We start from the raw sequence: 25,806 nt of genomic DNA, 5'->3' as shown, positions 1-25,806 counted from the left end.
AGGGGGATTTCAGATGGAGTTGGATAATGTCACGCTCAGTAGATTACTAACAAGTATGACACTAGTATTTCACATTATTTTTGCAACAATTGGTGTAGGAATACCCTTAATGATTGCGATTGCCGAAGGTCTTGGGATTCTTAAAAAGGATACACATTATTTATTGATGGCGAGACGCTGGGCTAGAGGATATACGATAACTGTAGCCGTCGGGGTAGTCACAGGAACTTGTATTGGGTTACAACTATCACTGTTATGGCCAAGCTTTATGAGAATTGCCGGTCAATCGATTAGTTTTCCTTTATTTATGGAAACTTTCGCATTCTTTTTTGAAGCGATCTTTCTTGGCATATATTTATATACTTGGGATCGATTCAAGAAACCGATTTACCATTGGTTAATCATACTCCCAGTAATTTTAGGTTCAACATTATCTGCATTCTTTATTACGACTGTAAATGCATTTATGAATACGCCGCAAGGATTCACCTTAAAAAACGGTTCAATTAAAACTGTAGACCCGATTGCTGCAATGTTTAATCCGGCAACACCATCGAAAACACTGCATGTAGTTGTTACGGCGTACGTTGCGTCTGCACTTATATTGACGTCCATTGCCGCAATACAAATGTTAAGAGGGAATATTACAGAATATACGAAAAAGGGACTTCGATTAGCTGCTACAATGGGATTGATTTTTGCAGTTTTAACTGGAGTAACAGGAGACGTATCTGCCAAGTTTCTTGCTAAATATCAACCTGAAAAGCTAGCCGCAATTGAATGGCATTTTGAGACAGAAAAGGGAGCAGACTTTATCTTATTTGGAAAATTAAATGATGAAACGCATGAAATAAAATATGAAATCCGCATTCCAAAATTATTAAGTTTTCTCTCATTTTCAGATTTTAATGCGCCAGTGACTGGTCTAAATGAGTTTCCAAAAGATGAAACACCACCCTTGTTTATCCATTATTTATTTGATGTAAAAATGACATTTGTAGGGTTAATTATTTTAATGACTTTCCTATTCGTTACTTTTTCGATTAAGAAAAAAGATTGGATGCACCATAAATGGCTACTTCGAGGGCTGGCTCTAACTGGTCCTTTAGCGATGATTAATATCGAACTTGGATGGATGATTGCTGAAATAGGCCGTCAACCTTGGATTTTAAGAGGTTATATGAAAGTTTCTGAAGGAGCAACGACTGCTAAGGGATTGGGTAGCATGTTCTGGTTGTTTTTTGCATTGTATGTTTTCTTAGGCGTTTTTTGTACGGTCGTCATTCGAAAAATGTTTATTCATAATTCACCTGAAGAAGAGCTAGAATACCGCTATAAAAAATAACTAGAGAATAGGAGGGTGATCTATGAATATCGAATTACTAGGAATCATTGTCTTATGGACTTTTCTTTATTGTTACATAATCATTGCATCGATTGATTTCGGAGCTGGGTTTTTCGCATATTATGGAAAAGTTACAAAGAATGATCATTTAATCAATAATCTTATTAGTCGTTATTTATCTCCTGTTTGGGAAATAACCAATGTATTTTTTGTCTTTTTCTTCGTAGGTATAATTGGATTCTTTCCAAGTGTTGCATATTATTTTGGAACAGCTCTATTAATACCGGGAAGTATTTCATTAGTACTTTTAGCAATAAGAGGTTCATTCTATGCTTTTTCAAACTACGGATCAAAGGAAAATAAAGTATATCTCTTTTTATATGGAGCAACTGGCTTATTAATACCCGCTTCACTATGTACAGTACTAACAATTTCAGGTGGGGGATATATTGTTGAGAAGGAGGGTGTAATTAAGTTTTTAGCTGAAAAATTATTATCAAGCATTTACTCCTGGAGTGTCGTTATTATTGCCATTATTTCTGTACTATATATAGGTGCTACATTTTTAACTTTTTATGCTAGTAAAGCAAAAGATGAAGGAGCTTTATCTTTACTTAGACAGTACGCTTTATTTTGGACAGTTCCGACTATATTATCGAGTTTTCTAGTATTCGTAGGATTAAGAGATAATAATCTTCACTTTTATCAAAATATTATTAATCGATTTTGGTGGATGTTCCTTTTATCGTTGATTTGTTTTTTAATTGCATCGACTTTAATTTTATTAAAGCGTAATTATGGAACGGCATTTATTTTTGTTATGCTTCAGTTCTTTTTTGCCTTCTTTGGGTATGGGGCAGCACATATGCCATATATACTGGATCCATATATTACGATTTATAATGGTTATACGAATCAAACATCTGGTACGATGCTAGTAATTGTCTTTGTGCTAGGTTTACTCTTACTAATCCCATCACTACTATTCATTTTTAAATTATTTTTATTTGATGCTGAGTACGTTCAAGGCAAAAAATAAAAGGAGAGATAAAAGTGCACTCTTCTAATAAACATGAAAAACGACTCGTAATTGTCTGTTTTATTGTTGCATTTATAATGGCGTTATCAATACTTAGTAAACTATTTCATTAAATAAAAAATCCTCCAATTGATTGGAGGATTTTTTTATTCGTTATCTAAAATTTTTCCTTCTTTAACTAATAACGTACGTGTAGAGACATTTTGAGCAAATTCCATATCATGTGTAATGACTAAGATGCTCATGTCTTCTTTTGCTAAATTTTTTATGATTGTAGCAATTCCTTTAGTTAATTCAGGGTCTAGTGCGGATGTAGGTTCATCAAAGCAAAGTATTTTTGGTTGAAGCGCACATGCTCTAGCTATTGCAACACGTTGTTGTTGACCTCCTGATAATTCAAAAGGATATGCATTTGCTTTTTCACCTAAACCAACTTGCTCAAGTAACTTAAGTGCTTGTTTTGTAGCCTCTTCATTATTCAAACCTAATACTAATATTGGAGCTTCAATAATGTTTTCAAGTACTGTTTTATGAGGGAATAGATTATAGTTTTGAAAAACGAGCCCTACATCTTTGCGTACTTTCAAAAAATCTTTTTGTGAGTTGATTTTCTGACCATCAATGTCAATTGTTCCACTATTAAAGCTTTCAAGACCGTTTATACATCGTAAAATAGTCGTTTTACCAGCTCCAGATTGTCCTAACAAAGTGACAATCTCGCCTTTTTTAACCTCAAAAGAGACTTCTTTTAATACTGTTTGTTTACCGAACCGTTTTGTTAATGAATTAACTTTTAGCATGAAAGTCTCTCCTTATTCGTAATATGAGTATCGATTTTCTAATTGTTTAAATATGTTTGTTAATACGGCTGTTAAAAGAAGATAGATAATGCAAACCAGAACAAGTGGCATTAACGAAGCACTTGTATTTGATGCGATTTTAGCAACACGAAGCATATCATCAAGTCCTACTACATACACAAGTGCTGAATCTTTTACTAAAGTAATTACTTCGTTAGATACAGGAGGTAATACTTTTTTCGTCATTTGTGGAAGGATGATCCGTTTGAATGTTTGGCCTCGACTAAGCCCTAAAACGCTAGCAGCTTCATATTGTCCTTTATTAACTGACTGAATTCCAGCCCTGAAAATTTCTGCAAAATAGGCAGCGTAATTTAACGTAAAGGCAACGATTACTGTAGTAAAACGATCAAAAACAATACCTAGTAAAGGTAGTCCAAAAAAGATAAAAATTAATTGTAAAAGAAGGGGAGTGCCCCTCATTACAAGGATATATGATTGGATAATTGCCCTGAGTGATTTAAAGTTTGATAATCTTCCAAGTGCTAATGCGATTCCGAGTGGGATGGATAACGCTAGAGTAATAATAAATACTTCTAGCGTTACTTTTAACCCATCGAACATAGAAGGCATTAAAGAAAAAATCGATTCCATAATTGCGTGCTCCTTTTTATTTCAGTGTGCCGAACCATTTTTGATAAATTTTGTCATATGTTCCATCTTGTTTCATTGAATCAATTTGCTTATTAATCTTATTCTGTAAAGCATTATCATCTTTTCTTACACCGATGCCATATTCTTCTTCACCGAAGTTATCATTTGAAATTTTATATTTGCTTTGACCTCGTTTATTCATGTAATACTTAGCTAAAGTTTCATCTGCCACTACTGCATCAACTCGTTTAGATTCTAAATCCATTAAGGCTTGATTGTTATTTTCGTATAAAACTGGCTTTTTACCGTTAAACGAAGTTACTAAAGATTTTTCTTTGTTAACTGCATCAAGTGAACTTGATCCATCTTGAATACCTACGTTTTTTCCTTTTAAATCATTTTTAGACTTAATTTTAGAATTTGCTAATGTAATAATTACTTGTCTGTTTTTTAAATAAGGATTAGTAAAATCTACTTTTTTCTGTCTGTCTTTCGTAATTGAATAACCATTCCAAATCGCATCAATATTACCTGAGATTAATTCAGTTTCTTTCATCGACCAATCAATTGGTTGGAATGTAACTTTAATTTTTTCGCGTTTAAATACTTCTTTTGCTAAATCAATATCAAAACCAACAAAATTACCTTTATCGTCTTTAAATCCCATTGGGACGAATGTATCATCTAATCCAATTACCACTTCATTTTTATTTCTTTTCTCTTTTCCACATCCTGAAACGATTAATATTGAAATCATACACATGATAAGTGCTGTCATAAATTTTCTATTCATTGTTCTCTCTCCCTTTATTTTAAATATCTGTTATAAAAGATTGTTTCAATCTGCAAGAATCTATAAAAACAAAAAACTCCCGCCTCTAGCTATAATGTATATAGCTAGAGGACGGGAGTATATCTCACGTGGTTCCACCTCTATTTATTGATATCTCACGATACCAACCTCTTCGAGTACAGCATATTTATGCGTACACTCTAGCACGATAACGGGTGCAGGGATTCCGGAAACAGTCTACTACCAAAATGGGTTCGGTGCTCAGCTCAGAGATGTGTTCAAAATATTGTCTTATGCCCCTCGCACCAACCGGGAACTCTCTGTATAAGATCTTAATATTTCTACTATTTCTCATCATTGCTTTTTTTATAAAATATTTAAATTGTATTATTTACTATTGTTCTAGAACGACAAACTAGTTTGTGTTTGTTTTGCGATGAACAAATAATATTATATAAATTAAATATCTGTCAACTAATTTTATCTTAAAATATTATTAAATTGGTGATATTTGGTACTTAATTTTAACGTAAAGTAGATATTTGTCGAATTGTTTTCGTTGTTATTTGATTAAATTTGTCATTTTTTGTCCGTTATTAAATAAAAAGGATTTTCCATTTATTTCATATATTCATAAAAAAAGATGGTTATTTGTAGTTGTTTAAGAATGATCATAGTTGTTTCCACTCAAGGAAACTTGGGGGGCGGGCGGTGAACATCCTCGGCGATCGCTTGTGGGGTCTCACTTGTCCTGCTACTCCGATAAGAGTCTCACATATCCGTTCATCAACTTCTTTTTTAGCTAAATGCTAAAAAAACTTTTAAAAACACCTACCTTATAGAAAACAGCCTAAAAAAACATAGATTAAAACTTTAGGGGGAAAATCATGCTTAAGAAAATACTTGCACTAATAATTGCACTTTGTTTGTTTCTTATGTTGAATACTGGTTTGATTTCAGCTGAAACTATGAGTACAAATGCATTTAATAACGCTATTCCATTAAAGTTTGATAGTACGGATGAACTATCTGAAGCAAAAACAATAGGTACACTAGAAAATCAAGATGATGCAAAATTTTATGAAATAAACATGGAGCAGAATGGCGAATTGTATTTTGTCATGCAACAAAATCTTTCAGTAGAAATAGGGGTCACACTTTATGACGCTTCCGGAGAGAAGTTTGAAACATATTATACTGCTCTTGGAGATAAAGAACAGAATTTATTTGGGCAAGGATTAGTGAAAGGTACTTACTACATAAAAATTTTTTCGAATAAAAGTGTAGGTGTAATGATACCTTTTCAACTAGATGTTACTCGTTTTTATGGTGACAATGTGGAATCTGAACGAAACAATACATTTGAAACAGCTACTCAAATGAAATTAGGGCAATATTATTTAGGATATACAGATCAGGATAATACAGATGATATATACCGTTTCACAACTTCAAAAAATGGTTTTGTTAATTTAAAAGGTTCACTCTCGCAAACTTCTAAGATAACATATCGACTATTTGATGATAAAGGAACAATTTTAGAAGAAAGATTCCTTGAACCAACAATTACAAATAATTTTTCATCTATTTTTACAATACACCTATTACCAGGCACTTATTATATTTCTGTATCAAAAGATAGTAGTGATTTCTCAAATGAGAAATATGAAATTCAACCACTGTTTATCGAGAGTAATCAATTCGAAAAAGAAGCGAATAACTTAATTAAACAAGCAAATCCAGTTAGTCTAAATACAATTTACTATGGATTAATTAATCATAAAACTGATAAAGACTTGTATAAATTTTATGTAGGAAATACTAAAAATGTAAGTTTGAATTTTATAAGAAATGAAAATACAATTTTTAACTTGAAAGTGATAAATAGTAAAGGCAAAATCATTAAAACGATTTTAACAAAAAAAGGAGACGAAGTGTTTACGAAATTAGCAGATTTAAGATTAGCTAAAGGAACATACTATGTTGATGTAACTTTGAAAACAGGCACCGGTAATAATACTTTATACAATTTTTCAATAAAATAAGTAACATTTGATGAGTCTAAATTAATTAGGCTCATTTTTAATTGGGTTAAAAAGTATATCAAAAAATATTTAGGGACTAGATTTAATTATTATTATTATGGTGGGCATGGGTGTTCTTGTCGAATATTATTATTAAAAAATGGTTAATTTTGTAAATTTTTCTCCGTTAATAGTTAAGACATATTTTTCTTTTTTTATTCTTGAGAAATTGATTAGAGAAATGTGTAAGAGTTTAGCTAGTTCAATTTAAGGGGGAACAAAATGTTAAAAAAAGCGCTCGCACTACTAACGATGATTTGTTTATTATTCAGTATGAACATGGGATTAACTTCAGCTGAAACACTAGAAACTGAGAATTTTAAAGACGCTACACCATTAAAGTTTGAAGAGGAAGAATTTAACTTAAATTTGTCATTCAGTACAGCTTTTGAAGTTTTAAAAGATGAAAAAGATGCTAAATACTATTCAATAAACTTAGAGAAAAGTGGATTAGTTTCCTTCTCAATGGATCAAAATGTAAACATTGAATATGGAATCACACTCTATGATGTAAACGGAAACGTGTACGAAGATTACTATACTTATAAGGGGGACGAGGTTGAAGACATATTTAATTATGGTCTAGCAAAAGGAACATATTATGTAAAAGTGTATGTAAATGATGGGACTGGACAAATTATTCCATTTAAACTTGAAGTAATGCGTTGGTATGGAAATACAATTGAAAAAGAACTAAATAATACAATTGAGACAGCAACGCCAATCTCACTTGGAACTAATTATGCTGGATTTACTGACCAAGCATATACGAAGGATATATATTGTTTTAAGACAACCAAAAAAGGGTTTGTAGGTATAAAAGGTTCGTACTCTCCGGATGCTAAATTGAATTACAGTTTAATGAATGATAAAGGTGTTGTACTTAAAAAAATAGTATTATCAGAAAAAATGTCGGATGAAAATGTAACAGTTTTCGCATCGAGTTTACCTGCTGGTACATATTATCTTTCTGTTTCTCAGACCAATGGTGATTATATAAATTTGGCATATCTAATTGAGACGCAATTTATTAATGAAAATCAATTTGAAAAAGAATCTAATAATTCTATCAAACAAGCAAATGTAATTAGTGCAAATACTGCTTATTCTGGTTTAATAAAGCAGAAGTCTGATAAGGATTTTTATAAATTTTATGTAGGTAAGAATAAAACGTTCACATTAAACTTCAATCGACTTGAAGAAACAACATTTAAAGTAAATGTTTTAAATAGTAAAGGGAAAATAGTTAAATCTTTTACAACAAAAAAGGGTGATGAAAGCTTTAGTAAGCTAGGTACCCTAAATTTAACAAAAGGAACTTACTTTCTTGATGTTGAGCTACTTCAAAGTAAAAATGAAAATGTTATATATAATTTTTCATTAAAATAAATTTTTTCTGGAACCATTCATGTTTAAGGGGGAAGTTTTCGCTACAGCATGCTCGATTTCCATGGAGCGGGCAGTGGACCTCCTCAAGCGTTAACTTGATTGTTGGATCTCACCTGTCGGATTATTCCTATAGGAATCGCGCATCTTCAGCTTCAAATAACCTTTTTAATAAAGTATTCATAACAAAAACTTTTTTAAAACAACGATTTTTTAGAATAGAGCATTAAAATAAAATCTTTATGGTAAATGAGATGAGTCCTTTTAAAGGGCTCATTTTTTTAAATTGATCTTTTTCCAAGGACTCAAATATAAGGTTTGTAAGAAAACAGATGATATTCAATCAATAATATGGTTAGTTGGCAAAAATTGAGCGATGTGTAGAAATTTCAATATGCTCTACATTATAGTATGATAGAATATACGTTGTAATTTTATGCACTTAAAATGATTAATCAAATGACTTTTATATAATAGATAATTTTTGAAATGATAGGAGAGTTTAATGAGAAAATTTAAGAAAGTTTATATAGAGATTACAAATGTATGTAATTTGAAATGTAATTTTTGTCCAAGTCCGACTTTGGAAAGACCATTAAAGTTTTTGGATGAAAAGGCATTTACTCATGTTGTGGAATCAGTTAAACCTTATACAGATCATATTTATTTTCATTTAATGGGGGAACCGTTTTTAAATACTAAATTAGGTCGTTTTTTAGAAATTAGCCATGAAAATGGTCTGAAAGTAAATATGACGACAAATGGTACTTTAATTAATAAAGTAAAAGATTTACTGATTGAATCAAAAGGTTTAAGGCAAATAAATTTTTCGCTTCATAGCTTTGAGGCGAATGATTTAACGAAGGATTTACATGATTACGTTCAAAATATAACGGATTTCATTAATGAAGCGAATGAAAAAAGTGATATGATTTGTGCAATTAGGCTTTGGAATATGAATAGTGCGGAACTTCAAGCAAGTAATTCATTAAATATTGATATCTTGAATTTATTAGAAGAAAAATTACATTTGGATTTTTCTTTAAGTGAAAGACTTCAAGAAACGCATAATATTAAGTTAAGAAATAATATTTACTTAAACATGGCTGAAAAATTCCAGTGGCCAGATATGGGAAATGACATTATCGATGATGAAGTTTTTTGTTATGGTTTAAGAGATCAAATCGGCATATTGGTTGACGGGACTGTTGTACCTTGTTGTTTAGATAGTGAAGGGAAGATTCCATTAGGGAATATTTATGAAACTTCATTGGAAGATATTTTAAATTCAGATCGTGCAAGAGCGATTTATGATGGATTTTCAAGAAGATGTGCAGTGGAAGAATTATGCAAAAGATGTGGGTATGCAAAACGACATAAGAAATAATTTTTAGGAAAAAGCGCTTTCTTTTTAAAAGAAAGTGCTTTCTTAATTACAGCCCAAAAAATACTATATAAATCCTCTTAATTTTATAGTAGTATAGTTTAGTCTGTTTAAAAGTTTAGGAGGATTTACATCAATGAAGGACGTACAACAAATCAAAATTACTACAGCGGATCCATCTGCAATTGGTTTATTCGGTTTAGCGATGGTAACGCTTGTTGCTTCAACACAAAAACTAGGAATTACTGATGGAGTATCATTAGTATTACCTTGGGCAATATTTTTAGGTGCAATTGCACAATTATTTGCGAGTATCCAGGATTTCAAACATAATAACGTATTTGGTGCAACTGCATTTGGAGGCTATGCTTTCTTTTGGCTAGCTGTTGGTACTACGTGGTTAATTCAATTAGGAGTTTTTGGAGAAGCATTAATGAAATCAGCAGATGTAAAACAACTTGGTTTTGCTTTTGTCGGATACTTAATCTTTTCAATTTTTATGACAATCGGAGCTATGGAAACACATAAAGTATTATTTATTATTTTCGTATTAATCGATTGTTTATTTATTGGATTATCTTTGAGTACTTTAGGATTTATGGAAGAAGCTACTCATACTTTCGCTGCTTACAGTGAATTAGGAATTGCAATTATGTCATTTTACGGATCAGCAGCAGCAGTTTTAAATGCTCATTTTGGAAGAGAATTTTTACCTGTCGGAAAACCGTTTGGTATTTTTAAAGCAAAATAAAGTGAAAACCTTCACTCGAAGTATATGAGTGGAGGCTTTTTTTAGTATATAAAACTTTTTCCAAAATAATAATTCATGTATCGATTTAACTATAATGTCACATGATAATATAGTGCTTTTCAATGGTGAAAGTAGCTTGAATTTTTCGTGAATAAATATGGAAGGTGGTACTATAATGACTACAGTTTTGTATATTACGGCTCACCCACACGATAAGTCAACATCTTATAGTATGGCGGTAGGAAGTGCATTTATTGAAAGCTATAAGGAATCACATCCTGGAGACCAAGTTGTACATATCGATCTCTATAAAGAGAACATTCCACACATTGATGCTGATGTATTCGCTGGTTGGGGAAAGCTGCAATCGGGAGGAGCATTTGACACGCTATCGTCTGGTGAACAATCAAAAGTTGGTCGATTAAATGAAATCGTAACTCAATTTGCTGAGGCTGATAAGTACGTATTTGTCACGCCGTTATGGAATTTCTCTTTCCCACCAATTATGAAAAATTATATTGATGCAATTTGTGTTGCTGGAAAAACTTTTAAGTATACCTCAAATGGTCCTGAGGGATTACTTGGTGGTAAAAAAGCATTACATATACAAGCGAGAGGTGGAGTTTATTCAGAAGGTCCAGCTGCAGCTTTGGAAATGGGCCACCGTTATATCGGCACAATAATGAGCTTTTTAGGTGTGAAAGATTTTGATGGTATATTTGTTGAAGGACAAAACCAATTCCCAGATCGTGCTCAAGAAATCAAAGAGCAAGCTATCCAGAAAGCTCAGCAGGTAGCAAAGGATTTTTAACTTTAAAAAAAGAAAGCTCACAGTTAAGTGAGCTTTTTTTATTGAGCTATATCCCAAATCGGTAAATAAATTTGGAAAGTTGTCCCTTCAAATTCTTTACTTTTAATATTAATTTTCCCTTTAAATTTTTCAATTATATTAAAGCAAACTGTTAATCCGATACCTGTCCCTCTTTCTTTCAATGAATAGAAAGGTGTACCTAACCTATGAATTGTTTCTTGTGACATACCGATTCCTGTATCAATGATTTCAATTAGTGCGTATCCATTTGCTTTTTCTAAATTTACCGTAATATATCCAGGATTATCCATCGACTCAATGGCGTTTTTCATAAGATTAACTAAGACTTGTTTAAATTCGATTGGATTTATTTTTGTATAAACCATGTCCTTTAAATTTAATTGGAAACCAATACTATGACTATTAGCCATTGATGCTAATAAATCTGTTACATTAAGTATTTCTTGATTAACTTCAATGACCTGGATTGTTTCAGTTTGAGGCTTAGCTAAAGAAAGATAATCATTAATAATAATTTGAGCATATTCCAATTCTTTTAACATTGTCTCAATATAAAATGCTTCATCTTTAGACATCTTTTTCGTTTTTTGAAATAGCTGTGCAAATCCTTTTACAACTGTGATTGGATTGCGAATTTCATGAGCAATTGTTGCTGCTAGCTGTCCAATTGAATTTAATTGTTTTGCATGTTGAATTTCACTATGATAAGTATCTAAGGCGACTACCTTTGTTTCGGTTTGTAAGAATACAAATAGTAGGATTAATTGGATTGCCAAGAATTCTAAAATATTTCCAACTGGATCCATTGCGATATATGTAAATCGTTCTTTTAAACTTGTAAATGTAATTAGAAGGACAAAAATTGGACCAATAAATATATTGAGAATCCACCCAATATAAAAAGCAATACGATTATATAAAAAGATGGTGAAAATAGGGATAATTGCTACAAAACTATACATGGTTGATGTATCTGGATAAGTCCAAAACTTAATATAAACATATAAAGATGAGATTGTAGTAAATATTAATTTTGACAATGTACTATTTGTCTTAACAAAATAGAGTAAAGTAAGTATCACAATTACCATTAAACTTATTTGAGTAATCATCTCAATCGGATGCTCTTTCCAGGTTAATGGAGAGAGTATAATACCTATAACTAGTAATGAAACCAGTGTAGCCATAAAAATAATATAAATACGACGACTTCTGTTGTTGTAATACTCCGTATTCTTCATGTGTTTTTCTCCATTCTATAATGAACCCGACATTAATAGTTTACACTTTTCAGAATATTTTTTATAGATAAAAATTAAAAATTCTTTAGAAAAAAAGAGACCATAGATATACGTCTATAGGTCTCAATTAGTTATTTTGAATTATTTTCTTTAAATCTCATAGTAATCGTAACTATTTCAGATGGGTTACCAGTTCGAATCGGTGGTCCCCATGTACCAAAACCGGACGAGACTACAAAATGAGATTGTTCTTTCTGTAAATATCCCCAGTCGATTTCATATAGTTTACGAGTAATGAAATGGTTTGGCATGAATTGACCACGATGCGTGTGACCAGATACTTGTAAATCTACTTTTAGTTTAGTAGGTATATCTAATCGATAAGGTTGATGATCAAGTAGGATAATCGGTTTACTATGATCAATTCCTTCCAATAGCTCATGGAGCTCTAAGCGATTCTTACTAGCTAAGTCTTTTCGACCGACAATATAAAAACTGTCTTGAACAAGTTGCTTCTCGTCTAAAAGTAATGGAATTCCTGCTTCATCTAATTGCTCTGCTAGTCGATTTAGGTGACCACCATAATAATCGTGATTGCCTGGAATAGCATATGTTCCAATAGTAGGATTCAGTTTTTTTAATGTTTCTACCATATTTTCTTCAACAAACGGTGTAATATCTTCATCAATAATATCGCCTGCAATTAATATAAGATCAGGTGCCAGTTTATTTATTTTATCTACAAGGTATTCTAATCTTTTATTAGTAACTAAGGTACTTAAATGTAAATCCGAAATTAATACAATTGCCAGTTCTTTATATTGGTCATCTGGTTTATCGATTTGGATATCATAATGAACGAACTTTGAGTTTAATGCATTACTACGACCAAGTGAAATAACGATAAATAAAATCATGACAACAATTGTTCCAAGAACTACAATAAGTGTTTTAGAATGTAGACCAGTAGTTAAATGTAAAATCCATCCAACTATATCAGTGATAATTAGCAAAAAGATAAGATAGTAGATGATTGCTAGCCAATATGCACCCAAACGGTGTAAAGGCTTAAAAATGGATTGAGGTAGTTGATGTTTTAAAACTCGTGAAAGTATATAGGCAAAGGTCACAAACCAAAATAAAGTCCAATAGATGATTTTAATGGATAAATGTAAATCTTTATTGAATAAATTATTAATGAAAATCCAGCCATGAAAGCCTAGATATAAGTTTATTAATAAGAACAGCGAAGTGAAAATAACGATATTTAATAATAATCTTCTATTCATAAGAAGTCCTTTCCAAATTCATTTTGATACTTTTACAGTATAAATGTTTAAACTTATAAACGCATCTTTTTTACCTATGGTACAGAGGGCTTTAATAAATGGAATTAGAAAAATACAGAAAAACGTCAAAAGATAGAGGGTTTTTTGTTATTTTGTCGTATTACTTAAGTGCTATATTTTCAGAAAAAATATTCTATCAGCGGGGAATAAAAAGGTGTTAGTTGAAAAACTATTATTACATGTATTAATCATTTTAAGTCCGATATTGATATACAGTATTATTTATGAGCATCACGGTTATAAAGATAAAATCTATTTATTTGGTATGTTTCAAGCAGTCGCAGGTTTTCTTTGTATGGCATTTCCGTATCCAGCGTATGGGCTTTTTTGGGATTTGCGATATATACCACTGACAATGGCATTTCTTTATGGTGGATATCGGTGGGGACTGCTTACATTTTCAGCCATTTTACTTGCTCGATTTATTTTGGGTGGAGATGCAATCATCTTTGGTGTGATCAGTATCACTTTATCATCATTAGGTTCATTAGTTTTATCTAAATGGTTTTGGAAATTCAAGCCGAAGCAGCGAATTATTTTAACAGCGTTAATAAGTTTTTGGCCAGCAATTGTTCAGTTAAGCATATTAATATCATTCTTGCTTACTAGCAATATAAGTTTTAAAAGTGATTATAGACTTTATGGTTTGATTTTAATTTTTATTAGTATTGAAATAATCGCAATTACTTTAGCTGCAAAACTAGTTGAAATTCTAATTGAAAGAAAGCTTTTACATAGGGAAATACAACGTGCCGAAAAATTAAATACATTAAGTGAGATGGCGGCTTCAATAGCGCATGAGGTCCGGAACCCACTGACAGTTGTAAAAGGGTTTCTACAATTAATGCAGCAAAATAAAGATCATCAATCTCAAGAGTTTTTACCTTTAGTTTTAAGTGAATTAGGACGGGCAGAAGGAATCATTAATGATTATTTGAATTTTGCTAAGCCTCAATTCGATAAGGTCGAAACTGTTAATTTAAAATCAAGTGTAACAGATGTTGTTACTCTTTTAGAGCCTCTAGCATTGAAACAAAATGTATTTTTAAAAGGTGAAATATTGGCTGAGACATTTTTGTATACAGATAAGAATCAATTAAAACAAGCCTTAATTAATCTTATTAAAAATGCGATAGAAGCAACCGATACTGGAGGTTATGTACATACAAAACTATTTGATGATGGTGAAAATGCAGTTATCACTATTAAAGATAATGGTAAAGGAATGACAAAGGAGCAGTTAACTCGGATCGGTACGCTCTTTTATTCCACAAAAGAAAAGGGTACGGGAGTTGGGACAACTGTATCTGTTCGTATAATTGAAGCAATGCGTGGTACTATTTCTTTTGAAAGTAAGATTGATGAAGGAACGAAAGTCACAATTAAACTACCAAAAATAGAGATATCAGAACCAAGTGCTAGCATTTAAGGGAGATTTATACATGTCATACGTAGAAAATTGTACTTTTTGTAATCCACTAAAAGATCATAATCAGAACATCGTATTTGAAAATGAAACCTGTTATTTTTTACAGCATAACCTTGAACAAGATGTATTAGAAGGAAGTGGTGTAATTGTGCCAAAGAAGCATCGAGAAAATACATTTGATTTAACAAAACAAGAGTGGAATGATACATACGAACTTTTACATGCTGCAAAAAATTACTTAAACGAAAAGTTTTCACCAGATGGATATACACTAGGGTGGAATGTAGGGGAAGTATCAAATCAAACGATTCTTCATAGTCATTTTCACGTCATTCCGAGATACAATGATGAAGCTTTTGCTGGTAAAGGTATTCGTTATTGGATTAAACAATCTGAAAATAAAAGAGTAAAATGAAAATCAAATAAAATATGAACATCAAAAAGGTAAGTACTCTTATAAGTTCTTACCTTTTTAAGTCTGCTATTTTTTTCGAGCAATCCATATTGTCCAGCGGTCTCTTTCAACGATAGAAGTTTTATTGGCAAGTTTACTTTGTATCGTATGAACCAACTCTTGTAGTTCCCGATCAGTTAGTTCATGAAGAATAGAGCGACCTGATCTTGATAGAAGATCCTGACTAAGTGAGTCTAAATTCTCGTAATTACATCTAGTTTCCAAGTGCTTAACTTCTTTTTCTATTTCAAATCCATTCGATTCAATTGCTGTAATGACTTCTTTTGAATGATATCTTCTGGCAGTTTCTATTTCAATCAGCTTCGGAAACTGCTCAAAAAAATAACCTCTTAAATGATTTTCATCACCAGGTAATAAACAATCATCTGGTGTTCGATCTTGTACGATTAAAATACCATCTTTTTTTAATATTCGATGCGCTTCGAGAAAGCAGGTATTTAAATCATTTAAATGATGAATTAGGGCTCTTTCTAAAACGATATCAAATTTAGAAGACGGAAGTTTTGTATTATATGCGTCACCTTTTAAGAAGGTAATATTCTCAAATTCTTTACAGTTTTCAGCAGCCCCTTTTAACATTTCTTCTGAAAAATCTACTGCAATTATATTTTTAACATCGAGTAGAGCCAGTGCTTTTGAATAAATGCCACCACCACAACCTATATCAACAGCTTCTTTACCTGCAAAATTAATATTTTCTTTCATTAACTGAATCCAAGACTGATCTGCTACTCTAGTTGTATAAGTCATTTTATTTTTAGCATCATGAAAATTAATTGACATACGAGTACCTCCTTAGCTACTTGTTAATTAATCTATACTATTATTATAATGTGCGATTTAAAAATGAATAATATCAATAAGTTATTAATGTAAGCTATTGTTATTATTCTAAAAATCCATCTTTGTTTATGATTCTCAAAAAAGTTGAAACTGTTAAAATGAAAGTATTAACATTCAAAAAGGAATGGTGATTATGAAGGAAACGATTGAGTTATTCGAAGATTTACGAACAGAGTTAATTAATAATCATGATGCGATTAAAGGTAGTATTTTTGGACATAAAGGCTTAAAAGTACAAGGGAAAGTTTTTGTATTTTATAATGAACCAAATTTAGTTGTTAAATTAAAATCTGAAGATGTGGAAGAAGCTTTAAAATTGAAAGGTGCTCAAAATTTCGACCCAATGGGTGGTAAACCTATGAAGGAATGGATTGAAATTCCATATAACGACAATCAACAATGGTTTGACTATTCAATAAAAGGAATGGCATACGTAAGAAGTTTAATTAAAAAATAGGCTATTTTCTAAAAGCTTGTTGCTCATAAAAAAGATTTGAAAATGAAAAGTGTTAAGCAAGAAGATGATTGGAGCAGAAATCTACAAAACTCCATATTTAGCAACGAAGATTACAAAAAGCAAAAAAACGAATCCTTCCCTCTTAATATGAAGTTAACTAAACATTAATATAGGAGTGTAAAAAATGAATTTAAAATATGAAGTAATAACGGAAGAAAATATTGAGTTTTGTAGAGATATTTGCAATGAACTGATGGTCTTTCAAAAGTCAAAAGCATACATAAAGCCAGAGTTATTTGATGCTATGAATTTCGATACACGAATGGTTCCGTCAGTAAAAAATGCAATTCACAATTATATAGTAGTAGTGAAAGATGAGAAAAAAATCGTAGGTTACGTTTATTCGAATATTTCCCCCAAAGAGGCATATTCAAATGAATTTGCTACTTTCTTTGATCTTGATTCAGTTAATGGAAAATATGTAGGATGTTTATCTCAATTTTATATTAAAGAAGAATACAGGCAATATGGTGTAGGTACTAAGCTATTCAATTTGTCGATGGATTGGTTAAAACAATTTGAAGATGTAGAGGATTATTTTATTTACGTTTCAAATGGGAATGATAACGCACTAGAATTTTATAAACGCAAAGGATTTTCGGTAAGTCATGATATATTGGATGGTTTTATTACCGTATTAAGAAGTAAAAAGCAGCCTGCTAATCAATAAGATGCCATTGGAATTGATTTTTTTAAGGCCCTTTTCTAAAAATTTTTAGGTTTTGTTAAAGCAAGCAGTTGGTTCCATCTGCGCACAAAAAAATATACCTTTAATTTAAAAGTATATACTTTTAAAAAATCGCTCGATATAATATTAGTATGAAAACGCTATATTAATTGATTACTAATTTAGGAGTGATTCAGATGAACTATTCATTCAAAAAAGGATTTTTATGGGGCGCAGCTACATCAGCTACCCAAATAGAAGGAGCAGCTTTTAAATGCGGAAAAGGAAAAAATATTTGGGATCATTGGTATGAAATTGAACCGAATCGCTTCTTTAATGAAGTTGGACCAACAGATGCTTCTAATTTCTACGTGACATATAAGGAAGATATTAAACGGATGAGGGACATTGGTTTTAATTCATATCGCACATCAATTTCTTGGTCACGTTTAATTCCCGATGGTAATGGCGTAGTTAATGAAGAAGCAGTAGCATTCTATCAATCTATGATTAATGAGTTAATAAATAATAATATTGAACCAATTATAGGTTTATATCACTTTGATATGCCACTTGCTATGCAAGAAATAGGTGGTTGGGAAAATAGAGAAGTCGTAGAGGCTTATAGTCGATACGCACGTATTTGTTTTGAATTGTTTGGAGATCGAGTAAAAAAATGGGCAACTCATAATGAACCAATTGTTCCTGTAGAAGGTGGTTATCTATACCAATTCCATTATCCATGTGTAGTTGATATGAAACGTGCGGTTCAAGTTGCTTACAATACAATGATTTCTAGTGCAATGGCAATTAGAGAGTTTCGTAATGTCAACGTTGAGAATGGTCAAATTGGAATAGTCATCAATTTAACACCTTCTTATCCGAGAGATATTCAAAATGAGGAAGATGTGAAAGCTGCGAATATTGCAGATCTATTATTTAATCGAAGTTTTTTAGATCCCTCGATTAAAGGTTTTTATCCAGAGGAACTGATTTCTCTTATGAGGGAAAATGATCTACTCCCTTCTACTGAAGAACGGGATTCAATTTTGCTTAGTGAAAATACTGTTGATTTTCTAGGGGTAAACTATTACTGTCCACGTCGAATTAAAGCAAAGGAATCACCAGTTGATCCTTCAGCACAAATCATGCCAGAAACTTTCTTTGATAATTATGATATGCCAGGAAAGAAAATGAATATTTATCGTGGCTGGGAAATCTATGAAAAAGCCTTATATGATATCGCGATTAATTTAAGAGATCATTACGATAATATTCCTTGGTATATATCTGAAAATGGAATGGGAGTTCAAGACGAGGAACGTTTTTTAGATGAAAATGGCATTGTTCAAGATGACTATCGAATCGAATTTATAGCTGAGCATTTAAAATGGTTACATAAAGGAATTAGTGAAGGTTCTAATTGCTTTGGATATCATTTATGGACATTTATGGATAACTGGTCATGGTTAAATGCGTACAAAAATCGCTATGGATTCTATCGAGTAGATTTAAATAATAATTATGAACGTACAATTAAAAAAAGTGGAATGTGGTTTAAAAAAGTAGCTGAAAGTAACGAATTAATTATTGAGTAAAAATAAGCTAATAAAAAGGGAGTTCATTTCATGAAACATTATGCTGTAGTTGATTTAGGTGGATCAGCAATAAAATACGCCTTAATGAAAGAAGATGGTAGCTTCGTTGAAAAAGGATCAGTCCCAACACCTAGAGAAGATATTCAGGCATTTATTAATGGAGTGACATATATAGTTAAAAATTATGAAAGAAAAGTTAAGATAGAAGGTATCGCATTAAGCATGCCAGGGGCAGTAGACGTGGTTTCTGGAATAATTGGTGGTGGAAGTGCTGTACCATATATTCACGGGCCGAATATAAAACAGTTATTGTTTGAAAGCACAGGATATCAAGTCGAATTAGAAAATGATGCGAATTGTGCTGGTTTAGCTGAAGCTTGGATTGGGTCTGCAAGAGATGTAAATGATTTTATATGTATTGTAATTGGATCTGGAATTGGCGGAGTAGTTGTACTGGATAAAAAAGTTAGAAGAGGTAAAAACTTACATGCTGGAGAATTTGGCTGTATGTTAATGAAAGATTATTTGAATGAGACAGTAGGTAAAACATGGAGTGACGTTGCCTCTACTTCAAGTTTAGTTCAAGCTGTAGCGAAACGAAAAGGACTTGATTGGAGAACAATGAACGGTAAGAAAGTTTTTGAGTTATTGGACAATGGTGACATAGAAGTAAAAGAAGAAGTTGAAAAATTTATTAAATACTTAGCAGTAGGTATCTTTAATGTAGCTTACGTAATTGATCCAGAGAAAATTCTAATTGGTGGAGCTATTAGTCAACGCCAGGAATTAATTCGGCAAATCAATACTGTACTAGCTACAATGAGAGGCGAACATGCAACATTAGATCTTTCGGTGGAGCGATGTGCTTTTGAAAACGATTCAAATTTAATCGGAGCCCTATTTCACTATATGCAACAAACAGGAGTGAAAATTGTAAGTGAGCAAATATAACGAGATTGCCGATGATATTCGAAGTAAGATTACTAATCAAATTTATAAAGTAAATGAAATGCTTCCAGATGAGTTTTCATTAGCTGAACAATATGAATGTAGTAAAATGACTGTGAAAAAAGCGATGGACCTCCTTGTTAACGAAGGGCTAATCGTTAAAAGGCGCGGACATGGAACAATCGTAAAGGAAGCACCTTTATTTAATGTTCATCAGTTAAAACGTAATGATAAAAACCATTTTGGCCTAACCCAAAAAGTAGGGGAAAAGCGGGTAAAAACAAAGGTGTTGGCTTTTCACGTTATTCCAGCATCTCAGCAATTGGCTTCATTATTAAATTGTGAGTTAAATAGTTTTATTTATGAAATTAAAAGACTCCGAGTTGTTGATAATAAACCATTTGCACTTGAAGAAACATACATGCCAATTTCTGTAATCCCAGGATTATCAGAAAAACATGTGAATAAGTCCATCTATCATTATATTCAAGAAGAGTTGAAGTTGAAAATCAAAAGCGCTCAAAAAATACTCAGAGCAGTTAAAGGAAATGCAAATGACATTCAACTCTTAAATATTCACAAACATGATCCGGTAATGGAAGTTGAACAGATCGTTTTTTTAGATAATGGGAAGGTCTTTGAGTACTCAATAACACACCATTCTTATCAATCTTATGAATTTCAAACAGTAATCATTAATGAGTAGGTAAATAGAGAAGAATAATGATATGTGAGAAAGAAGCCCCTTACTGATATAAGTAAAGGGCTCATTTTTTATTGTAAATAGTGATTTATAAATGTAAGTAATATTCGAATCAATGAAATATAATGGTGATACTAAACATTCCTTAATAAAGGAGAAAAAATAATGCCTCTTATTGAACATCAACAATTCATTAAAGCACCAATTGAAGTATGTTTTGATCTTGCTAGGAACGTGGAAATTCATACTCTAACGACCTCCCAAACAAAAGAAAGAGCAATTGGAGGTGTAACAGAAGAGGGCTACTAGAGCAGGGGGATTCAATTACTTGGGAAGCAGTTCACATTGGTATTAAACAAAAGCTGACAGCAAAGGTAATTTTAATGGAAAAGCCAAATCAATTCGTAGATATTATGACGAAGGGGGCATTCCATTCCTTTACTCATACCCATCAGTTTGTCGAAGCAGAGGGTGGAACTTTAATGAAAGATACATTTCAATACAAGTCTCCGTTCGGTCCACTTGGTGTACTAATTGATAAGTTGTTTTTGGAAAAGTACATGAGAGCTTTTATTGTTTCCCGTGCTAAAGAACTGAAAAAGATTGCAGAGAATATAGGTTTTTGAGAATAATGGACTGTAAGGATAAAAACTAGTATTATTCAATATTTGATGGTTAAAAAAGGCGATTTTCCTTTAGTATCGGAAAAATCGCCTTTTCATTTTCATAGTTTACTTAGCGTAGTTTTATATTAATTATTTAGTAGTAAGATTTTATGAAGTGATGCCTAATTCCTTTAGAATATCTTCGAGTTTTTTTCCATTCATTTGATCTACTGGAGATGGTGTATTGTTCACAAATGGATTTACTTTGAGATAGTTATTTTGGACAAACTTGAGATCTGTCGCATCAACTTTTCCATCCCAGTTAATATCTGCTGCACGAGTATCGCTTCCCCATGTTTTTTGAATCTCCAGTGCATCTTTGATATCAATCACTTGGTCTTTATTCACATCTCCTGCAACTGCCTTTTTAATAAAGTAATTACTTATAAGGATCTTTTCTTGACCATAAAGAGTCCCTTTATATTCAAAACCGGACATCATCGGAATTTTGACCATAAAGTGTCCTGGTAAAGTAAATTCATAGGACCATAAGTCGCCAGTCAATGGTAATTTAGAGATAGCAAAACGATTGACATCCTTCACTAAAGTTGGCGTAATATCAAATATGTTACCATTCGATTGAGTTAGTTTGATGGATGCACCTGAGTTTGGCCAGTCAACATTTTTATACTTATTCGTAGTGCCTGGATTTAAAAAACCTTCGGCAGTAAGCGGGCCTTCTAGCTCAGAGAAAGAAGATAATAACCCCCAAGTATATCCTGCTTTAATTAAATTACTAGTTCCTTCAGTGTTGGAAATAGAGACAGTAGGATCTAGTTTGACAGAAGTACTAAAGGCAGAATCTTTCACTTTTAAAGTAAGATCGACCGCAGCCACTTTGTCTTGTATTTGAGTCGTTGATGGCAGTTCCAATTGTACAGTTGGAGTACCTGAATTCGTAAGCGTCACTTTTGCTTCTCCATATTGACTTAACTCTGCATTTGGTTTGGCATCGACAATCTCAAAGTTTTTATCTAGATTTCCGAAAGTCCAACTAGCAGATGATAGGGATGAAATATTATCTAATTTCAGAGTTGCCTTTACGGTATCACCCATCGTTACTTCTTTTATTGGGCTAGTGATATATGCGTTTGGTGTACCCTCTTTAATAAAATAATAGTTTTTATCTACTGGACTATTTACAGCAACATCTCTTCCTTTTATCGAGAAACTTAAAGCAGGTATTTCTGGATGCATCACAATGTCTTCAGAAAACTTACCATCTTTATCCATATTAATAATTTGGGATAGTGGTGAAGTATGTATAGCATATTGAAAAGAGGTATCGGATAAATCTACTTCCATCCCGGCATCTTGCATTTCCTTCACCTGTGGATCAGTAATTTGCATCGAAAAAGGATACGTTTCTTGTCCAGGTTTGTATTCGTGAAATGGTGATTCTTGATCTAATGAAGTTGTAACTTCCGGTTGTTCGATATCCACATAAGTATCTACATAGTCGATAAAAGTTTTACCTGTCGCACTGGTCGAAATCAGCTTTAACTTGTAATAACCTGGTTTTGCGTTTTCGGCAATAGCAGAAATCGGATGATCTGGATCACCTGTAAATGGATAATAACTGCCAAGAATGGTGAGGATGCAAATAATATACGTATTTGTGTTCATTTTGGATAGATCCAATGATGTAGCAAAACCAAGATCTTGACCGGTTTTTCCATCTTGCCAAACGATGTCCATTTTTTTCATGGGTGTTTTCATATTAAAAGTTAATGTAGGTGAAACGCTACCAGAGGCCATTCCCATCGGTTCCGTTTGAGAAATTCTATATTCTAGGGTAGTCGAGGCTTTATTGACTGCAAACCCATAAAAACCTTCCTCTATCGTTTTAACACTAAATGGAATACGATATTTCTCGTTTTTATCTTTTTGGTTAGATAGGATAATATAACCAGTATAAACGCCTTCTTTTGCTGTTTTCGGTAGGGTGAGTGCTACATTTACACTTTTAGTTTCGTTTTTCTTTACTTGAATTACCGGATTGATGGCTAATTTCACTCCATTAGCCTTTGGATCTGAGCCTCCTTTTATTAATTGAAAATGAACATTTGCGATAAACGTTTTATTTTCTTTTTCAAAGTTTTGCAATGTAACTGGTTTATTAATCGAATGATCTTCGCCTGTATAAAGCTCACCAAAGCTGATACCGCCAGTTTGTTCTTCTATGGTGACCATTTCTTCCCCATAAGGTATAAGAGTTTCATCTTGAACTTGAACTTCCATTCTTGGATGAATCGCTTCATTTGGATCGACTCGTCCTGCTCCTTGTTCATACGGAAGGTAGTCCCCATTTAGTGGATCCGCGGTATTCATTAATAAAGTTTTGATATCATCAGGTTGTAGATTTGGATTTGCTTGTAACATTAAGGCTGCTATACCTGCTACATTTGGTGTTGCCATAGACGTGCCACTCATTCGAGCATAGGCACCTGAATAATCAGTAGGTGTAACTGAGTTAGTAATATAAGCTGGTACAGTGGAGAGAATACTTACACCTGGCGCGACAACTTCTGGTTTTACATCAAATGTGCTTAATGTAGGACCACGTGAGCTAAAATCTGCTAACTTGTCTCCCTCTGTTTCAGTAACAGTTACATCAGTAAAAGTGAATTTTTTGTTACCTGCTGCTACTTGTGCCTTTAATGATTGTCCATCTTGTTGTGTTACAGAGAAGGTAGGGATATAATCATTTGCCTCCCCAAGATAAGCTCCAATATGTCCTTCTACATTGTTATAGAGGAGAACGGCACTGGCCCCATGTTTTTTTGCAAACTTAATTTTATCTGCCAGTGCGTAGGTACCACGTTCAACTAATGCGATTTTGCCTGTCACATCTTTATTGGTGTAGTCGGCATCTCCACCTAAATCAACGTCAACCATTTCAAAACTTTTTCCTTTGAATGTAGTGAGATTATCAGAAAAACTTCTGGCCATCGTTTGTAGATCAATCGATGGTCCAGATATTACGTTGCCTTTCATGGTCGTAATTGGCATCGAAATATCACTCGCTCCAACAGTAAGTGCTAGTGCTGCTGCTCCAGGAGATCCTAAGGAATAGAATCCAGGTCCAGAGTTTCCAGCTGCTATCACTGCGGTTACACCACTTAAAACGGCATAGTTAATTGCAGTACTAGTTGGAAAATATGGATCATTAAGAGTAGCACCTAATGAAAGATTCATGACATCCATTCCAGAAACGACAGCTTGATCGATAGCAGCAATAATATTGGCGGAAGTACCAGAACCATAAGGACCAAGTACTTTGTATACATATAGATCAGCATCTGGGGCAATTCCTTTGACGGAAACCTCACTGTTATTTATCGCTTGAGAAGCGATTGTACCTGATACATGTGTTCCATGTGAAGTGTAATAGGCAGAACCATTGCCAGCAAATTCAGGTCCTCCAGATTTTTTCCAATCTTCATAGGTTGTTTCCATCGGATCATTGTCATTATTTACAAAATCATATCCGCCTTTATAGGCATCTTTGAGATCAGGATGATTGTAGTCAATCCCTGTATCGATGACCGCTACTTTGACTCCCTTGCCAGTAATGCCTTCTTTATGTAGCTTGTCCACTCCTAAGAATGAAACAGCATCCCCAGTCACAGTTGACTCTGGTTTATCTGATTCACCTGGTTTTCCTTTAGATTTTGCAATGGAAGGTGGCTCAATTGTAAATGTAGTATCTTTGTAAATTGCTTGTACAACATCTGACTGCATAAGTGATTCAACTTGGTTTGCTGGTAGCGTCATGGAAACTCCATTATAGGAAGTTTTAAAGGAACGCTTGATTTGGTAAGGCGTTTCTACTATATTTAAACCTTTTCCAGTGGATGGAAGCGATCGTTGCATACTATTGTTTGCAGGGAAGATTTGTTTGAGATCATTTTGGAACGTTGAATGCTCTTGGTCGACTTTGCTTCGTGCTACATCTCTTGTTAACGATTTTCCATCCAAAGCAGCATCAAGGACTGCAGCTTGTCCAGGTTTCGATTTAAACTGAACAATGACTGAAATATCTCTGTTCTCCTTTAGCTCTTTCTCATCAAACCCTTGAAGTCCATAATTCTCCTTTGCCTCAGATTTGTTTAGGGCTGCCCGTTGTTCATCAGTTAAGGACGCTAGAATTTTTTCTGCATTCGATTGATTTGTTTTGGCAGATGCATTCGTCAAGCCAGTTTGCATGGACGGAAGAAGTAGCCCTAATGATAGAGCGATAGGAGTTGAGGCTTTTATTGCTTTGTTAAACCATCGACGTTGTTCATTTTTCATAGTTTCC

The 25,806-nt window shown here is 32.8% G+C and carries 21 protein-coding genes, 1 pseudogene and 1 other annotated feature; of the genes and pseudogenes, 15 read left to right on the top strand and 7 right to left on the bottom strand.

All coding sequences use genetic code 11. From position 1 onward, the window contains the following. The first annotated feature begins 13 nt into the window (after positions 1 to 13). Complete coding sequence (locus B7R65_RS11075; protein ID WP_088042844.1) at positions 14 to 1,345, top strand: cytochrome ubiquinol oxidase subunit I; 1,332 nt, start codon at positions 14 to 16, stop codon at positions 1,343 to 1,345. Positions 1,346 to 1,367: 22 nt separating this feature from the next. Next, positions 1,368 to 2,384 carry a cytochrome d ubiquinol oxidase subunit II gene (locus B7R65_RS11070; protein WP_088042843.1) on the top strand — a complete coding sequence of 339 codons (1,017 nt, stop codon included), beginning with the start codon at positions 1,368 to 1,370 and terminating at the stop codon, positions 2,382 to 2,384. Positions 2,385 to 2,530: 146 nt separating this feature from the next. Here B7R65_RS11070 and B7R65_RS11065 read toward each other — a convergent pair whose 3' ends face one another. The 3 genes from B7R65_RS11065 to B7R65_RS11055 are packed head-to-tail and all read right to left on the bottom strand — an operon-like array spanning position 2,531 to position 4,631. Next, complete coding sequence (locus tag B7R65_RS11065) at positions 2,531 to 3,184, bottom strand: amino acid ABC transporter ATP-binding protein (protein WP_088042842.1); 654 nt, start codon at positions 3,182 to 3,184, stop codon at positions 2,531 to 2,533. A 12-nt stretch (positions 3,185 to 3,196) separates the two neighbouring features. Continuing rightward, positions 3,197 to 3,838: an amino acid ABC transporter permease gene (locus B7R65_RS11060; RefSeq protein WP_088042841.1), complete on the bottom strand. Its 642-nt coding sequence runs from the start codon at positions 3,836 to 3,838 to the stop codon at positions 3,197 to 3,199. A 16-nt stretch (positions 3,839 to 3,854) separates the two neighbouring features. Next, on the bottom strand, positions 3,855 to 4,631 hold the full coding sequence (locus B7R65_RS11055) for an amino acid ABC transporter substrate-binding protein (RefSeq protein ID WP_088042840.1): 777 nt from the start codon (positions 4,629 to 4,631) through the stop codon (positions 3,855 to 3,857). A gap of 104 nt (positions 4,632 to 4,735) precedes the next feature. Then, positions 4,736 to 4,998, bottom strand: a binding site (T-box leader). Positions 4,999 to 5,518: 520 nt separating this feature from the next. Between B7R65_RS11055 and B7R65_RS11050 the strand changes: the two genes are divergently transcribed. The 5 genes from B7R65_RS11050 to B7R65_RS11030 all read left to right on the top strand — a co-directional run bounded on the left by B7R65_RS11050 (position 5,519) and on the right by B7R65_RS11030 (position 11,047). Next, entirely contained in the window at positions 5,519 to 6,676 is a 1,158-nt protein-coding gene (locus tag B7R65_RS11050; protein ID WP_088042839.1) for a hypothetical protein, read from the top strand. 261 nt (positions 6,677 to 6,937) lie between these two features. After that, entirely contained in the window at positions 6,938 to 8,104 is a 1,167-nt protein-coding gene (locus B7R65_RS11045; protein WP_088042838.1) for a hypothetical protein, read from the top strand. Positions 8,105 to 8,606: 502 nt separating this feature from the next. Further along, complete coding sequence (locus B7R65_RS11040) at positions 8,607 to 9,488, top strand: radical SAM/SPASM domain-containing protein (protein WP_088042837.1); 882 nt, start codon at positions 8,607 to 8,609, stop codon at positions 9,486 to 9,488. A gap of 133 nt (positions 9,489 to 9,621) precedes the next feature. Continuing rightward, complete coding sequence (locus B7R65_RS11035) at positions 9,622 to 10,236, top strand: acetate uptake transporter (RefSeq protein WP_088042836.1); 615 nt, start codon at positions 9,622 to 9,624, stop codon at positions 10,234 to 10,236. A 175-nt stretch (positions 10,237 to 10,411) separates the two neighbouring features. Further along, a complete protein-coding gene (locus B7R65_RS11030) occupies positions 10,412 to 11,047 on the top strand; it encodes an FMN-dependent NADH-azoreductase (RefSeq protein ID WP_088042835.1) in 636 nt (211 codons plus the stop codon). Between the two features lie 38 nt (positions 11,048 to 11,085). Here B7R65_RS11030 and B7R65_RS11025 read toward each other — a convergent pair whose 3' ends face one another. Continuing rightward, the gene (locus B7R65_RS11025) at positions 11,086 to 12,309 is read right to left on the bottom strand and encodes a sensor histidine kinase (RefSeq protein ID WP_088042834.1); all 1,224 of its coding nucleotides are present in this window, start codon (positions 12,307 to 12,309) and stop codon (positions 11,086 to 11,088) included. 131 nt (positions 12,310 to 12,440) lie between these two features. Beyond that, a complete protein-coding gene (locus B7R65_RS11020) occupies positions 12,441 to 13,598 on the bottom strand; it encodes a metallophosphoesterase (protein WP_088042833.1) in 1,158 nt (385 codons plus the stop codon). 214 nt (positions 13,599 to 13,812) lie between these two features. Between B7R65_RS11020 and B7R65_RS11015 the strand changes: the two genes are divergently transcribed. Both B7R65_RS11015 and B7R65_RS11010 read left to right on the top strand, forming a co-directional pair. Then, on the top strand, positions 13,813 to 15,087 hold the full coding sequence (locus B7R65_RS11015) for an ATP-binding protein (RefSeq protein ID WP_088042832.1): 1,275 nt from the start codon (positions 13,813 to 13,815) through the stop codon (positions 15,085 to 15,087). 13 nt (positions 15,088 to 15,100) lie between these two features. Further along, the gene (locus B7R65_RS11010; protein ID WP_088042831.1) at positions 15,101 to 15,502 is read left to right on the top strand and encodes an HIT family protein; all 402 of its coding nucleotides are present in this window, start codon (positions 15,101 to 15,103) and stop codon (positions 15,500 to 15,502) included. Positions 15,503 to 15,568: 66 nt separating this feature from the next. Here the strand turns inward: B7R65_RS11010 and B7R65_RS11005 are convergent, their stop codons facing one another. Then, entirely contained in the window at positions 15,569 to 16,345 is a 777-nt protein-coding gene (locus B7R65_RS11005; protein ID WP_088042830.1) for a class I SAM-dependent methyltransferase, read from the bottom strand. Positions 16,346 to 16,538: 193 nt separating this feature from the next. On the opposite strand from B7R65_RS11005, the gene B7R65_RS11000 reads away from it, so the two are divergent. The 6 genes and pseudogenes from B7R65_RS11000 (at position 16,539) to B7R65_RS10975 (ending at position 21,464) form a co-directional block, all read left to right on the top strand. Beyond that, entirely contained in the window at positions 16,539 to 16,862 is a 324-nt protein-coding gene (locus B7R65_RS11000; RefSeq protein WP_088042829.1) for a hypothetical protein, read from the top strand. Positions 16,863 to 17,046: 184 nt separating this feature from the next. Next, positions 17,047 to 17,592, top strand: a complete 546-nt coding sequence (locus B7R65_RS10995) for a GNAT family N-acetyltransferase (RefSeq protein ID WP_088042828.1) — start codon at positions 17,047 to 17,049, stop codon at positions 17,590 to 17,592. Between the two features lie 194 nt (positions 17,593 to 17,786). Further along, a complete protein-coding gene (locus tag B7R65_RS10990) occupies positions 17,787 to 19,187 on the top strand; it encodes a glycoside hydrolase family 1 protein (protein WP_088042827.1) in 1,401 nt (466 codons plus the stop codon). Between the two features lie 30 nt (positions 19,188 to 19,217). Further along, entirely contained in the window at positions 19,218 to 20,138 is a 921-nt protein-coding gene (locus tag B7R65_RS10985) for an ROK family protein (protein WP_088042826.1), read from the top strand. Continuing rightward, entirely contained in the window at positions 20,125 to 20,841 is a 717-nt protein-coding gene (locus B7R65_RS10980) for a GntR family transcriptional regulator (protein ID WP_088042825.1), read from the top strand. Before B7R65_RS10985 ends, B7R65_RS10980 begins: the two co-directional genes overlap by 14 nt. A gap of 162 nt (positions 20,842 to 21,003) precedes the next feature. Further along, positions 21,004 to 21,464: pseudogene (locus B7R65_RS10975) on the top strand (SRPBCC family protein). Between the two features lie 147 nt (positions 21,465 to 21,611). Here B7R65_RS10975 and B7R65_RS21905 read toward each other — a convergent pair. Beyond that, the gene (locus tag B7R65_RS21905; protein WP_179194839.1) at positions 21,612 to 25,799 is read right to left on the bottom strand and encodes a S8 family serine peptidase; all 4,188 of its coding nucleotides are present in this window, start codon (positions 25,797 to 25,799) and stop codon (positions 21,612 to 21,614) included. Positions 25,800 to 25,806 lie beyond the last annotated feature (7 nt).

It is taken from the genome of Bacillus sp. EAC, from assembly GCF_002156875.1.
In the GTDB taxonomy this organism is placed as follows: Bacteria; Bacillota; Bacilli; order Bacillales; family Bacillaceae_G; genus Gottfriedia.
The sequence above is the reverse complement of the archived record's forward strand: the minus strand, read 5'-3'. Positions and strand labels throughout refer to the sequence as shown.

Excerpts from the sequence above, each read along its gene's own strand:
- B7R65_RS11025 (WP_088042834.1), bottom strand. The coding sequence starts at position 12,309 with ATGAAGAATACGGAGTATTACAACAACAGAAGTCGTCGTATTTATATT.
- B7R65_RS11000 (WP_088042829.1), top strand. The coding sequence starts at position 16,539 with ATGAAGGAAACGATTGAGTTATTCGAAGATTTACGAACAGAGTTAATT.
- B7R65_RS11070 (WP_088042843.1), top strand. The coding sequence starts at position 1,368 with ATGAATATCGAATTACTAGGAATCATTGTCTTATGGACTTTTCTTTAT.
- B7R65_RS11020 (WP_088042833.1), bottom strand. The coding sequence starts at position 13,598 with ATGAATAGAAGATTATTATTAAATATCGTTATTTTCACTTCGCTGTTC.
- B7R65_RS21905 (WP_179194839.1), bottom strand. The coding sequence starts at position 25,799 with ATGAAAAATGAACAACGTCGATGGTTTAACAAAGCAATAAAAGCCTCA.
- B7R65_RS10995 (WP_088042828.1), top strand. The coding sequence starts at position 17,047 with ATGAATTTAAAATATGAAGTAATAACGGAAGAAAATATTGAGTTTTGT.
- B7R65_RS11065 (WP_088042842.1), bottom strand. The coding sequence starts at position 3,184 with ATGCTAAAAGTTAATTCATTAACAAAACGGTTCGGTAAACAAACAGTA.
- B7R65_RS11030 (WP_088042835.1), top strand. The coding sequence starts at position 10,412 with ATGACTACAGTTTTGTATATTACGGCTCACCCACACGATAAGTCAACA.
- B7R65_RS11060 (WP_088042841.1), bottom strand. The coding sequence starts at position 3,838 with ATGGAATCGATTTTTTCTTTAATGCCTTCTATGTTCGATGGGTTAAAA.
- B7R65_RS11010 (WP_088042831.1), top strand. The coding sequence starts at position 15,101 with ATGTCATACGTAGAAAATTGTACTTTTTGTAATCCACTAAAAGATCAT.
- B7R65_RS10985 (WP_088042826.1), top strand. The coding sequence starts at position 19,218 with ATGAAACATTATGCTGTAGTTGATTTAGGTGGATCAGCAATAAAATAC.
- B7R65_RS11075 (WP_088042844.1), top strand. The coding sequence starts at position 14 with ATGGAGTTGGATAATGTCACGCTCAGTAGATTACTAACAAGTATGACA.
- B7R65_RS10990 (WP_088042827.1), top strand. The coding sequence starts at position 17,787 with ATGAACTATTCATTCAAAAAAGGATTTTTATGGGGCGCAGCTACATCA.
- B7R65_RS11005 (WP_088042830.1), bottom strand. The coding sequence starts at position 16,345 with ATGTCAATTAATTTTCATGATGCTAAAAATAAAATGACTTATACAACT.
- B7R65_RS11035 (WP_088042836.1), top strand. The coding sequence starts at position 9,622 with ATGAAGGACGTACAACAAATCAAAATTACTACAGCGGATCCATCTGCA.
- B7R65_RS11050 (WP_088042839.1), top strand. The coding sequence starts at position 5,519 with ATGCTTAAGAAAATACTTGCACTAATAATTGCACTTTGTTTGTTTCTT.
- B7R65_RS11040 (WP_088042837.1), top strand. The coding sequence starts at position 8,607 with ATGAGAAAATTTAAGAAAGTTTATATAGAGATTACAAATGTATGTAAT.
- B7R65_RS11045 (WP_088042838.1), top strand. The coding sequence starts at position 6,938 with ATGTTAAAAAAAGCGCTCGCACTACTAACGATGATTTGTTTATTATTC.
- B7R65_RS11055 (WP_088042840.1), bottom strand. The coding sequence starts at position 4,631 with ATGAATAGAAAATTTATGACAGCACTTATCATGTGTATGATTTCAATA.